This is a genomic window from Nocardioides carbamazepini (assembly GCF_024614185.1).
GTDB lineage: Bacteria > Actinomycetota > Actinomycetes > Propionibacteriales > Nocardioidaceae > Nocardioides > Nocardioides carbamazepini.
In genome coordinates this window covers 935151-947481 of record NZ_JAHTLF010000018.1, presented here as the reverse complement: position 1 = coordinate 947481, position 12331 = coordinate 935151, and the positions used below count along the sequence as shown (strand labels likewise).

The window sequence follows — 12331 nt, the reverse complement described above, 5'->3', positions numbered from 1 at the left end:
TGAGGGTGGGTTCGAGTGGCCCGCCCGGGTCAGTCCCGGGCAACGGCCCCCATGGTGTCCCGTGGCGCCGACAATCGGTAGTCGCGCTCCACAGGTTGGGGGCCGGGCTGCCTCAGACGGTGGGTCGCAGGACCTTGGTCCGCAGGACGGACTCGTTGAGGGTCAGCTGGCGGTCGAGCTCGTCGACGGTCGCCGGGGCGGCCGTCAGCTTGATGATCGCGTAGATGCCCTCGGCGTTCTTCTTGATCTCGTACGCCAGACGACGCTTGCCCCACACGTCGACGTTGTCGACCGTGCCGCCGTCGTTGCGGACGACGTTCAGGTACTTGTCGAGCGACGGCTGGACCGTCCGCTCGTCGAGGCTCGGGTCGAGGATGACCACGACTTCGTAGTTGCGCAAAGCGGTCTCCACCTCCTCTGGACTCAGGCGGCCGCGGACTTTCCGCGGCAGGAGGGCCTTGCTTGCCCGCTGGTTCGGCCCAGCGGACGGTACGGCGCCAGTGGCACCGGACAGGAGAGGTTAACAGCGCCCGCCCGACCGGGCCGAATCGCCACCGACCCGGCGCAGATGAAGTCGCAACACCCGCCGACCCGGCGCGGATGAAACTCGAGCAGAGTTCACTTTGCGCCGGGTCGGTGCGTTCTCGGGTTCAGTTTGCGCCGGGTCAGTGCGATCTGAGACTCAATCTGTGCCGGGTCGGTGAGGGCTGCGCACCCCGCGGCAGGGTGCTACCCGAACAGCACCGGGTTGCGGATCGACGAGTCGTCGATGACGAGCACTGCGATCGCGCCCGCCAGGCCCTCGGGTACGTCGAGGGACACCGCCGCGCACACGTCGTCGGAGCCGAGGTCCCACGCGCCGTCGAGGGAGCCGAGCAGCTCGCCGTCGGGGTTGTAGAGCTCGATCGTGAACGGCGTGCCGTCCGGCAGCCCCGTCACGGCGAAGTGCGCGTACAGGGTGGCCGGGAGGACGACGCCGCTGAGCACCTGGGGGTCGTCCATGGTGCTGGTCGTCGAGCAGTCGCTGTTGCCGTCGGAGCTCCAGCCGGCGGGGGAGGCGGTGGCCTGGCCCATCGGGTCGGTGGGCGGCTCCGGCACGTCGTCGAGGTACGGCGACACGTAGTCCGGGTCGCCGCCGTCCTTCGCGATGTCGATGATGTCGCCGGTCAGGTTGACCGGGCGGATCCGGGCCGAGCCGCCGGTGAAGGCACCGCCCTCGCCGCTGTCGCCGATCGTCGACTCGGTGACCACGGCGCTGTTGACGCCGACGAGCTCGCCGTCGTCGTTGATCGACGCGCCACCGGAGTTGCCGGAGCCGATCCGGATGTCGCTGTCGATCCAGGCCCGGTTGCCGGGCACGGCGGTCTCGGTGAGGAAGGTCGACACGACGCCCCGGGTGACGGTGAGCGCCCGGTCGAGGCCGTCGCCCGACGCGACGTGCGCGACGGCCGGGAACCCGAGCGCGGTGAGCTCGTCGCCGGTGCGCAGGTCGTCGCTGTCACCGAGCGGGACCGGGGTGGGCAGGTCGAGGTCCTTCTCGTCGATCTCCTTGCCGTCGGCGTCGGCGGCGATCCGGAGGACCGCGAGGTCGAGGACCCCGTCGGCGATGATCGCCTCCGCGGTGTACGACGGCGCTGCCGGCTTGTCGTCCTCGGCCGAGGTGAGCGCGACCAGCAGGCCCGCCGGGTCCTCGGCCGGCGGCAGCTGGCCGGGGGCGCTGGGCTTGCCGACGTGGGCGTTGGTGAGGATCAGGCCGTCCTCGCTGATGATCGTGCCGGAGCCGGTGTACAGCGGCTCTCCGCTGTCGTCGACGGCGATGATCAGCACGCTCGCGAGCTTGGCCCGGTCGAGCTCCTGGGTGCTCAGGCCGGCGGTCCCGGACGGACCGCCCCCGCCGCCGGAGTCGTCGTCGCCCAGCACGATCGCCGCGGTGACGCCGCCACCCGCGAGGACCAGCGCGGCCACGATGCCGCCGACCAGAGTGGCGGTGCGCCTGCGCTTCTTCTTCGCTATCGACTTCTGCGCGGCACCGGCGGCCACGATCGGGACGACCTCCACCTCGGCACCCGCCGTGGGATGGCCGAGCATCAGGGTGGTCGGGTCCTCGAGCCGGCGCTGGACGACCCGGTCCTCCTCGAGGAAGGTGCCGGCACTCGACCGGTCGACGTACCACCAGCCGTCGGGGCGGCCCTCGACCACGCCGTGCAGCCGGGAGACCGACGGGTCGTCGACGACGACCTCGTTGCCCGGGTCGCGGCCGATCCGGACGACCACCCCTGGCGGGAACCGGCGCGACGTGCCTCCGGCACGGACCAGCAGCCCGGGTCCGCCGCCGAAGCCGGGCGCGCCGCCCGGGCCCGGACCGACCGGGCCGACGGCACCCGGCAGCATCGTCTGCTCGAGCGCGGCAGGGGGCGGCACGGCGGGCGCGGGCGCGACCGGACGGGGGGCCACGGCCGGGGTCAGGGTCAGCTCCTCGCCGTTCACCCCGCCGCACCGGACCGTGGTCGGGCCGTTGAGCCGGACCTCGGTCACCCGGTTCCCCTGGAGGAAGGTCCCGCCGCTGGAGCCGACGTCGACGAGCACCCAGCCGGAGCCGTCCGAGCGGAGCTCGGCGTGCCGTCGGGACGCCGAGGGCGCGGTGAGGAGGATGTCGGATCCGGCGTCTCGACCGATGGTGACGACGCGTGGCTCCTCGAACGACCAGGTCCGGTCGCCCGCGGAGACGTGGAGAGTGCTCACGCGAGGAAGGTAATGCCCCGGCGCCCGATCCACGAGTGTCGCCGCCGGTCGATACGGTGGCGGACATGAGCGAGCTGCGCATCGGAGCCCACGTCGACCAGACCGACCCGGTCGCCGAGGCGGCGGCCCGCAACGCTCCGCTGGTCCAGTTCTTCCTCGGCAATCCCCAGTCCTACAAGGGTCCCGTCCTGTCGTACGACGGCGGCCCGGCCGCCCTGCGCGCCGCGGCGGAGACGGCCGGTGTCGACCTGTACGTGCACGCGCCGTACCTGATCAACGTCGCCACGACCAACAACCGCCAGCGGATCCCCAGCCGCAAGCTCCTGCAGCAGCACATGGACGCCGCCGCCGAGCTCGGCGCGAAGGGGCTGATCGTCCACGGCGGGCATGTGACCGACGAGGACGACCCGGCGAAGGGCTTCGACAACTGGCGCAAGGCGATCGAGGCCACCGACCTCAAGATCCCGCTGCTCATCGAGAACACCGCGGGCGGCACCAACGCGATGACCCGCTACCTCGACCGGATCAAGGGCACCTGGGACGCCATCGCCTCCGCCGAGGGCGCCGACATGGTGGGCTTCTGCCTGGACACCTGCCATGCCCATGCCGGCGGCAACGCGCTGGAGACGATCGTCGACGACGTGCGCGCCATCACCGGCCGGATCGACCTGGTCCACGCCAACGACAGCCGTGACTCCTTCGACTCCGGCGCCGACCGGCACGCCAACTTCGGCGCCGGCCAGATCGACCCCGACCTGCTCGCCCAGGTCGTCCGCGACGCCGGCGCGCCGGTCGTGTGCGAGACGCCGGGTGGCGCCGACGAGCACCTCGCCGACTTCGCCTGGCTGCGCGAGCGCCTCTGACTGGCGTCCCGGCATGCTTCAGGCCCGCCGCGCGCAACGCGTAGACTCCGCCTATGAACGAAGCCGTCAGCCGTCTTGACCGGATCACGGTCGACCCGTCGATCTGCCACGGTGCGCCGACGATCCGGGGGATGCGCCTGCGGGTGCAGGACATCCTCGAATTGCTGGCCTCCGGCATGACCTATGACGAGATCCTCACCGACTATGACGAGCTCGAACGAGACGACATCCTCGCTGTCCTCGAGTTCGCGGCGCTCGACTCCGCCGGCCGCCTCCGACGCATCGTCGCGTGACCGGTTTCCTTGTCGACCAGCAACTGCCCAGGGCGCTCGCGCACTACTTGACCGAGCGCGGTCACGACGCGCGGCATATCAAGGACTACCCCGGCGGCACCACGATGCCGGATCCGGAGGTCGCCCGATGGGCAGACACCGAGGACCGCTTCGTGGTGACCAAGGACGACGACTTCCGGATCTCACATCTGCTGCGAAAGCGTCCGGCGAGACTCCTCCACATCACGTGCGGCAAACATCTCGACCCGTGACCTGCTCGCCATGTTCGATCAGCACTGGTTCGAGCTCGCGGCTTCGATCACCAGCTACCAGTACCTGGAGATCAACCGGCCAGGCGTGATCATCCACGACGCTGATTGACTCGCCGGCCGAGCAAGCGACGCGTACTAGTCCGCCTGCCGCCGACCGGTGGATCAGGTCCGGGCTCGAACAGATCACCGACGGCGACCGGTACGCGATCACGGGCCAGGCCGTCGGCGTCGACACCAGCAACCCGACCAACGGGATGCTCTCCAAGACCTTCGAGCTCGTCGTCACCTGCCGCTGACCCGGCGGCAGCGCCCGATAGCCTGATCTCCATGCCCAGCGTGCGCCCGATCTCCCCGACCGAGCACCGCGACCACCTCGCCACACTCCCGTCCGCCAGCTTCCTGCAGACACCCGGCTGGGCCCAGGTGAAGAGCGAGTGGCGCAGCGAGTCGCTCGGCTGGTTCGACGACGCCGGACGGCAGGTCGGCGTCGCGCTGGTCCTCTACCGGAAGCTCCCCAAGCTCAACCGCTTCCTCGCCTACCTGCCCGAGGGCCCGGTCATCGACTGGGGCAGCGACGACCTCCACGGCTGGTTGGCCCCGATGGTGGCGCACCTCAAGAAGCAGGGCGCCTTCGCCGTCCGGATCGGGCCGCCGGTCGTCACCCGCCGCTGGACCACCGCGCAGGTGAAGGAGGGCATCGCCGACCCGGCGGTCCGCCTCCTCGGCGAGATCCCGCCGGCCGAGCGCACCCCCGCGGGCGCCCGGGTGGTCGCCCAGCTGCACGAGCTCGGCTGGCGCCACCAGGGGGTCGAGGGCGGCTTCGCGGCAGGTCAGCCGCAGTTCGTCTTCCAGATCCCCCTGCGCCACCCCGACGGCACGCAGCGCACCGAGGACGAGGTCCTCAAGGGGATGAACCAGCTGTGGCGCCGCAACATCAAGAAGGCCGCCAAGGAGGGCGTCGAGGTCGTCCGCGGCACCCGCGAGGACCTGTCGGCCTTCCACGAGCTGTACGCGCACACCGCCGAGCGCGACCACTTCACGCCGCGTCCGCTGCGCTACTTCGAGACGATGTACGACGCCCTGCAGGCCGACAGCGACGAGCGCTTCACCCTCTGGCTGGCCCGCCACGACGGCGACCTGGTCGCCTCCACCATCGCGATCCGGGTCGGCGAGCACGCCTGGTACTCCTACGGCGCCTCGTCCACCGAGAAGCGCGAGGTCCGCGGCTCCAACGCGATCCAGTGGACGATGATCCGCGACGCGATCGCGGCCGGCGCGGCGGTCTACGACCTGCGCGGCATCACGGAGACCCTCGACGCCGACGACGCCCACGTGGGCCTGATCCAGTTCAAGGTCGGCACCGGCGGCGAGGCCGTCGAGTACGCCGGCGAGTGGGACCTGCCGATCAACCGGGCGCTCTACAAGGCGTTCCAGGTCTACCTGCAGCGGAGGGGCTGAGCATGAGCCTCACGCTCACCGTCGACGGCCCGCGCTGGCGGGCCCACCTCGAGTCGGTCGCCGACGCGCAGCCGGGCATCGTGCCGGTCGCGAAGGGCAACGGCTACGGGTTCACGCTGGGCCGACTGGCCCGCAAGGCCCAGTGGCTGGCCGAGCGCGGCCACGACGTGCGCACCCTCGCCGTCGGCACCTACGACGAGCTGCCCGAGGTCGCCCAGCGCTGGCACGGCGACCTGCTCGTGCTCACCCCGTGGCGGCCCTGGGTGGCGCTGCCCGAGCCCGCGGTCGCGACGCGCCTGGTCCACACCGTCAGCCGGCTGGCGGACCTGCGCGACCTGCTGCACCGCGACCCGACGGCGCGGATCGTGCTCGAGCGGATGACGTCGATGCGCCGCCACGGCATGGCCGCCCGCGAGCTGTGGGAGGCGGGCGACCTGCTGCGCAAGCATCCCGGCGCCCGGGTCGAGGGCCTCGCCCTCCACCTGCCGCTCGGCCAGGGCACCCACCTGGGCGAGGTCACCCGGCTGGTCAACGACTTCGTCGGCGCGGAGATCCCCTCCCGCGCGAACCCGGAGGTGTGGGTCAGCCACCTGACCGACGCCGAGCTGGCCACCCTGCGCACCCAGTACGGCGACTTCGCGATCCGTCCCCGGATCGGCACCGGCCTGTGGCTCGGCGACCGGGCCGCGCTGCGCGTGACGGCGACCGTCCTCGACGTGCACCCGGTGGAGCGCGGCGACGCGTTCGGCTACCGCGGCCGCACCGCGCCCAAGTCGGGCCACGTCCTCGTCGTCAGCGGCGGCACCGCCCACGGGATCGGCCTGGAGGCGCCCACCGGGGAGCAGTCGATCAGGGCCCGGGCGGCGACCATCGCGCGCGGCGGGATGGACGCGGTCGGGTTCGTGCGCTCGCCGTACTCCATCGACGGCAAGCAGCGGCTCTTCGCCGAGCCGCCGCACATGCAGGCGTCGATGCTGTTCCTCCCGCACGGCGCGCGGGTGCCGGAGGTCGGGGAGGACGTGGACGTCCGGGTCCGCTACACCGCCACGTCGTTCGACCGGGTCGTCGTCGCCGGCTGAGCGAGGCTCACGCGGGCCGGGTCCAGTCGCCGTAGCGCACGCCCAGGCCCGTGAGCGTGACACCGTTCTGCCCGGCATGGGTCACCCCCAGCGGCGTCAGCTCCGCCGCCGCGGCCCGCAGGTCGACGCCGACCGCGGCGGCGGGGTCGGCCGCGTCGGTGACGGCGACCAGGCTCAGGGCGTTCACCTCCCAGGGGATGGTGGCCCAGATCGCCCGGACGACGTCGTCGAGCTGCGCGGCGGTGAACGGGTCGACGGAGTCCGTGACGAGCGTGAAGTCCACCGCGTAGGAGAACCCGTTCCTCGATCGGCCGGGGTCGGTCACCGCCGTCACCCGGGGTACGGCGGCCGGCACCGCGCTCGCCACGTCGCCGAAGCCGATCCCCCCGCCGTTCCGCTTCTCGTCGAACTCGGTGCGCAGCCCCGCGCACCCGGACAGGGCACCGGCGACGACCACCAGCCCCGCGGTCGCCAGCAGCCCTCGTCTGCGCAGCTCAGCCATCCGTACGCCGGCCCCGGCCGGCGCCCACGGTCTCGAACCGTTCGAGCGCGACCGGGTCGTGGTCGGGCCGGTAGAGATCGCGCACGATCACCGCGGCGAGGTAGAGCTCGCCGAGGATCCGCACCACGATGCCGACCCAGTAGAACCCGGCGTCGCCGCCGCCCGCGGGGGCGAGATAGCCGCCGAGGTACCACCACACCGTGCAGAAGTAGAAGACCTCGCTCGCCTGCCACACGATCTGGTCGCGCCACCGCGGCCGGGCCAGGACGGCGAGGGGGAGCAGCCACAGCACGTACTGCGGCGAGTAGACCTTGTTGACGACCAGGAAGCCGACCACGATCAGGTAGCCCAGCTGCGCGAGGCGGGGGACCACCGCGACCGGCCCTCGGCGCCCGGCGGTCATGCCGATCACGAACACGACGACGCACCAGGCCCCGAAGAGGATCCAGGACCACACGTTGATCGTGTGCGCCGAGAACCCGACGTCGCCGGCCTGGTCGACCAGCATCCACAACGACCCGAGGTCCGCGGCCCGCTCGGAGTTGAAGGACCAGAACACCTTCCACTGCTCCGGACCGGTCAGGTACGCCGGCGCATTGGCCGCCGCCCAGGCCGCCGCTGCCCACACGGACGCGATCGCGAACCGCCCGACCTGGCGCCGCCGCAGGCAGATCACCAGCAGTCCGCCGAGCAGGAACAGCGGATACAGCTTGGTCGCCGTCCCCAGCCCGATGAGGATGCCGGTCAGCACCGGCCGGTCCCGCGACCACGCCCACAGCGCCCCCGCCACCAGGGCGACCGCGAGCAGGTCCCAGTTGATCAGGCCGGTGAGCAGCAGGGTCGGCGAGAGCGCGAACGCCGCCGCGTCCCAGGGCCGGGTGCGATGGACCCCGGCGAGCAGCCAGGTGGCCAGCAGCGCCAGCGCTCCGAAGCCGACGGCGTTGACCAGCAGGAAGATCGTCTGCTCGTCCTCGACCTCCGGATCGCCGTACAGCAGGTCGACCGGGGTCCGGGAGCGCTCGTCGAGGTCGGGCGAGCCGTTGAGCCACTGGGTGACCCACGCGGTGCCCCACGCCCAGTAGGCGATGCCGGCGGGGTACTCCATCTCGTCGTAGCGGGACCGGACCTGCTCGTCGTCGGAGTACGGCCAGGCCTTCTCCACCAGGCCCCGCGGCACGTAGAGCGGGCGCAGGTCGGTGTAGCACATGTGGGAGTAGACCCAGTTCTGGTCACGTCCCTGCGCCAGTGAGCACGGCGCCTTCTGGACCAGTCCCGCCGCGAACACCACCGCGGTGAGCAGGAGCAGCACCCGGGTCGGCGTCCACCACCGGTGGGGCCGCGCCCGCTCGCCCATCGGCCCGCCGACGACCTCGCTCAGCGCCGTGACGACCGCGTCGTCGCGGGTCGGGTGGACGTGGCCCACTAGTCGCTCACCGGGTCAGCGGGCGCGCGGGCGACCGCCGCCCTGTCCCGGCTGGAGCGTCGGACCACCGGTCGGTGGCGTGGTCACCGGAGGAGGCGTCGACGGGGGCGGCGTGGTCGGCGGCACCGGGATCTCCGTCGTCGGCGGGGGAGGAGGCGGCTGCTCCGTCGGGAGCTCCTGCTTCTTCTCCTTCTTCGGCTTCTTGGTCGGCTTCGGCTTCGGCGGCGGCGGGGGCGGCAGCTTGTCGTGCCCGTCGGACGGCGCCTCGCCGTCGACCCAGGCCGCGGACGGCAGGTCCTCGACGTCCTCGCCCTCGAGCGCGCGGGTCATCACGGCCGTCCAGGTGTCGGCCGGATAGGCGCCACCGAAGTACGACGGCAGCCAGTCCTTGAGCTGCTCGTTGCCCTTGCCGCGCACGTACATCACCGCGGTCGACAGCTGCGGCGTGTAGCCGACGAACCAGGCCGAGGACACCTCGCCGAGGCCGTTGGTGGCCGTTCCCGTCTTGCCGCCGACCGGACGCCGCAGGCCCAGCGCCGACGTACCGGAGCCGGAGCGGACGACCTGCTGGAGGGCGTAGCCCACGTCGTCGGCGATGCCCTCCTCGATCGCCCGGTGCGTGGTGCCCTTGATCTTGCCGTGGTCGTAGCGCTCGATGCCGTCGCGGTCGACGACCTTCTCGATGATGTAGGCGTCGGCGGCGACACCGCGGTTGGCGATGGTCGCGTAGCCGTTGGCCATGTTGATCGGGCTGACCGTCTGCGACCCCAGCGAGACGCCGGTGTTGGCCTGCAGGCCCGGGCTGGAGGTCGGGATGCCGTACGGCTTGGGCGCCGCCTTGTCCGGCGGGATGCCCATGGCGTTGGCGGTCTCGATGATCTGGGTCGGCCCGTCGGGCATCGCCAGGGTCAGGTCGATGTAGGCGGTGTTGATCGAGTCCTCGGTGGCCCGGATCAGGTCGACCCGCCCGTAGCTGCTGTTGCCCTGGTTCTCGATCGGGCGACCGCCGCCGGGCAGGTCGTACGGCGAGTTGCCGTCGAAGGTGTCCTTGAGCTCGAAGCCCGACTCGATGCCGGCCGCGAGCGCGAACGGCTTGAAGGTCGAGCCGGCCTGGCCACCCGCCACCGCCCAGTTGATCTGCGACTGGAGGTAGTCCTGACCGCCGTAGAAGCCGCGCACCGCGCCGGTGCCGGGCTCGACGGAGGCGACCGCGACGTGGAGGTCCTTGGGGCTGAACCCCTCGGGCCGCTGCTCGGCCGCGCCCTGGGCGGCCGCCGACATCGCCTTCTTGGTGAACGTCGTGGTGACCTGGAGGCCGCCACCGTCGATCTCCTGCTCCGAGAAGCCCATGCGGAGCAGCTCCTTGCGGACCATGGTCAGCGCGTGGCCCCGCTGGCCGCCGTACTGCTCGCTCTGCTTGATCTCCGGGAACTTCGGCAGCGCCGCACGCGCCTGCGAGACCTCGCCGGCGGGGGCCGTGTCCATCTCCTCCATCGAGTCGAGCACGTACTGGTAGCGCCCGAGCAGGCGCTGGGCGGTCTCCTCGCCGTCGTCGGGGTCGAGCCCGTTGGGGTTGTTGAGGATCGCGACCAGGGCGGCGGACTGCTTGAGGTTCAGGTCCGCCGCGTCCTTGGCGAAGTAGGCCTTCGAGGCGGCCTGGATGCCGTACGCGCCGCGCCCGAAGTAGACGGTGTTGAGGTAGCCCTCCAGCACCTCCTGCTTGCTCAGCTGGTTCTTCACCTTGAGCGAGAGGATCGCTTCCTTGAGCTTCCGCTTCCAGGTGCGTTCCTGGGTGAGGTAGAGGATCTTGACGTACTGCTGGGTGATGGTCGACGCGCCGCGGGTGGTGTTGCCCTGGGCGTTGCTGAACGCCGCGCTGAGGATGCCCTTGGGGTCGATGCCGTTGTCGGTCCAGAAGGTCCGGTTCTCCGCCGCGACGACGCCGTCCTTCACGTACTGCGGCATCTCGTCGTAGTCGATCGAGTCACGCCGCTGGACGGCGAACTGGCCCAGCTGGCCCTTGCCGTCGGAGTAGTAGACCTGGGTGGTCTCGGTGAGGAACTCGGCGTTCGGGTCGGGGATGTCGATCGAGCGGTAGGCCACGAAGAAGCCGGCGGCACCGAGGAGGCCCATCACCACGCAGGCGACGAGGCCCCACAGCGTGTACCGCTTGAGGCGCTGCTTCCAGGTCCGCGGCGTGCGGTCCTTCGGGCGCGACTTCGAGCGGCCCTTCGACCCCGCGGAGCTCGCTGCGGACTTCCGTTTTCCCTGAACCACGCAGGACAGGGTACGGCGCCCTGGTCAGCCGACCCGATTTCCGGCGATCTGCTCCCGCAGGGTCGCCAGGGCACGCGACGACTGGCTCTTGACCGTGCCCTCGGCGATCCGGAGCTCGACCGCGGTCTCCTTGACCGACAGACCGAGCCAGTGACGCAGCACGACGACGCGGCGCTGGAGCGGGGGCAGCGCCCGGATCGCGGCGAGCAGGTCGGTGCGCTCGTCGGGGGCCAGGCCGGCCCGGGCCGCCGGGTCGTGGCCGTCGAGCCCGGGTCGCTCCCGGCGCCACGGCCGGCGCCGCTCGTCGACGTCGGCGTTCACGATGATGCGGCGGACGTAGGCCAGCTCGGTGCCGCTGCGGTGCACCCGGTGCCAGCTCACGTAGAGCTTCGCCAGGGCGGTCTGGAGCACGTCCTCGGCGCGGTTCCAGTCGCCGCACACGGCGTACGCGATCCGGCGCAGCCGAACCTGGTGCGCCTCCACGAACGCGGTGAAGGCGGCGTCGCGCTCCTGTCGGGCGCTCACCTCAGCCCCTCGCCGGAGGCGTAGGCCTCGCGTGCGTGGGCGAGGAACGCCTCGCGCGTGGGCTCGGGGAGCAGCGCGGCGTCGAACGGGATGCTGTCGGTCGGCCCGCCGGGCGAGCGCCGGGCCAGCACGAAGAAGGTGCGCCCGTCGACCACGACCTTCGCGAGTGCGCTGTCCTCCCCGGGCGCGGCGAAGCCGGGCAGGTCCGGGCCGGGCCACTGCCCGAGGATCCGGACGCCCACCCCCGGCTCGAGCAGGTCACCCGAGGCGGCGAAGGCGACGTACGCCGCCGGCTCGGTGCCGCGCTGCAGGCCGACCATGACGTCGAGCCACTCCTCGAAGCGGGCGTAGGCCTTGCTCGCCGGGTCCCACGAGGCACCACCCCCGTTCCGGCTGTGGTCGAGCAGGTACCAGTACGTCTGCCTCCCGTCGGTGACCACGAGCCCGGCCGAGGCCTCCGGCGCGACCTTGCGCAACGGGTTCGGCACCTCCCGCACGACCCGCCACCCCGGGCGGAGCACGAGCCGGCCCCGACCGTCGTACCCGGCGTGCTGGCCGCGCACGAGGACGTCGGAGATCCTCTCGGGAGGCGCCTCGGTGCTCTCCGGGGCCGTCGCGGTCGCCGAGGCGGCCGGGGTGGCCGGGGTCGGCGCCTGCACCACGGGGGCGCGGTCCGGGGTGGTGCGCGACGCACCGCCCTGGGGGAGCAGCGCGACCGCCAGGGCCGCGGCCACGACCAGGGCGGCCGCGCCCCCCGTGCCGAGGCGGCGGTTGCGGAGGCGCCGCCGCCCGTCCGCGACGTAGTCGGCCGGCGCGCGCAGCGCGGGCTCGTCGGCGTACCCCGTCTCGAGGGCGGTGGCGATCTCGTCCTCCACGTCGGTGCTCATGACCCTCCTACGTAGGAACCCGGTGATCGGT

13 protein-coding genes are annotated in these 12331 nt (G+C 72.1%); 6 read left to right on the top strand and 7 right to left on the bottom strand.

Features of this window, described 5'->3' with window-relative positions:
- Positions 1 to 112 precede the first annotated feature (112 nt).
- On the bottom strand, positions 113 to 400 hold the full coding sequence (rpsF, locus tag KVF89_RS23320; protein ID WP_056897082.1) for a 30S ribosomal protein S6: 288 nt from the start codon (positions 398 to 400) through the stop codon (positions 113 to 115).
- A gap of 329 nt (positions 401 to 729) precedes the next feature.
- On the bottom strand, positions 730 to 2742 hold the full coding sequence (locus tag KVF89_RS23315) for an FHA domain-containing protein (protein WP_257428989.1): 2013 nt from the start codon (positions 2740 to 2742) through the stop codon (positions 730 to 732).
- Between the two features lie 65 nt (positions 2743 to 2807).
- On the opposite strand from KVF89_RS23315, the gene KVF89_RS23310 reads away from it, so the two are divergent.
- From KVF89_RS23310 to KVF89_RS23290, 6 genes are all read left to right on the top strand, one after another.
- A complete protein-coding gene (locus KVF89_RS23310) occupies positions 2808 to 3605 on the top strand; it encodes a deoxyribonuclease IV (protein WP_257428986.1) in 798 nt (265 codons plus the stop codon).
- A gap of 53 nt (positions 3606 to 3658) precedes the next feature.
- Positions 3659 to 3898: a DUF433 domain-containing protein gene (locus KVF89_RS23305; RefSeq protein ID WP_257428984.1), complete on the top strand. Its 240-nt coding sequence runs from the start codon at positions 3659 to 3661 to the stop codon at positions 3896 to 3898.
- The gene (locus tag KVF89_RS23300) at positions 3895 to 4149 is read left to right on the top strand and encodes a DUF5615 family PIN-like protein (protein ID WP_257428982.1); all 255 of its coding nucleotides are present in this window, start codon (positions 3895 to 3897) and stop codon (positions 4147 to 4149) included. Before KVF89_RS23305 ends, KVF89_RS23300 begins: the two co-directional genes overlap by 4 nt.
- Before the next feature lie 101 nt (positions 4150 to 4250).
- Entirely contained in the window at positions 4251 to 4445 is a 195-nt protein-coding gene (locus KVF89_RS30640; protein WP_372497964.1) for a lipoprotein LpqH, read from the top strand.
- A 31-nt stretch (positions 4446 to 4476) separates the two neighbouring features.
- Positions 4477 to 5607, top strand: a complete 1131-nt coding sequence (locus tag KVF89_RS23295; protein ID WP_257428980.1) for a lipid II:glycine glycyltransferase FemX — start codon at positions 4477 to 4479, stop codon at positions 5605 to 5607.
- Between the two features lie 2 nt (positions 5608 to 5609).
- On the top strand, positions 5610 to 6686 hold the full coding sequence (locus KVF89_RS23290) for an alanine racemase (RefSeq protein WP_257428978.1): 1077 nt from the start codon (positions 5610 to 5612) through the stop codon (positions 6684 to 6686).
- 7 nt (positions 6687 to 6693) lie between these two features.
- Here KVF89_RS23290 and KVF89_RS23285 read toward each other — a convergent pair whose 3' ends face one another.
- From KVF89_RS23285 to KVF89_RS23265, 5 genes are read right to left on the bottom strand one after another with little or no spacing between them, the layout of a single operon-like run.
- Complete coding sequence (locus KVF89_RS23285; RefSeq protein WP_257428976.1) at positions 6694 to 7188, bottom strand: hypothetical protein; 495 nt, start codon at positions 7186 to 7188, stop codon at positions 6694 to 6696.
- On the bottom strand, positions 7181 to 8611 hold the full coding sequence (locus KVF89_RS23280; RefSeq protein WP_257428974.1) for a glycosyltransferase family 87 protein: 1431 nt from the start codon (positions 8609 to 8611) through the stop codon (positions 7181 to 7183). Before KVF89_RS23280 ends, KVF89_RS23285 begins: the two co-directional genes overlap by 8 nt.
- Before the next feature lie 15 nt (positions 8612 to 8626).
- Entirely contained in the window at positions 8627 to 10888 is a 2262-nt protein-coding gene (locus tag KVF89_RS23275; protein WP_257428971.1) for a transglycosylase domain-containing protein, read from the bottom strand.
- Positions 10889 to 10912: 24 nt separating this feature from the next.
- Entirely contained in the window at positions 10913 to 11413 is a 501-nt protein-coding gene (locus KVF89_RS23270) for a SigE family RNA polymerase sigma factor (RefSeq protein WP_257428970.1), read from the bottom strand.
- Positions 11410 to 12300: a hypothetical protein gene (locus tag KVF89_RS23265; protein ID WP_257428968.1), complete on the bottom strand. Its 891-nt coding sequence runs from the start codon at positions 12298 to 12300 to the stop codon at positions 11410 to 11412. Before KVF89_RS23265 ends, KVF89_RS23270 begins: the two co-directional genes overlap by 4 nt.
- Positions 12301 to 12331: the final 31 nt, after the last annotated feature.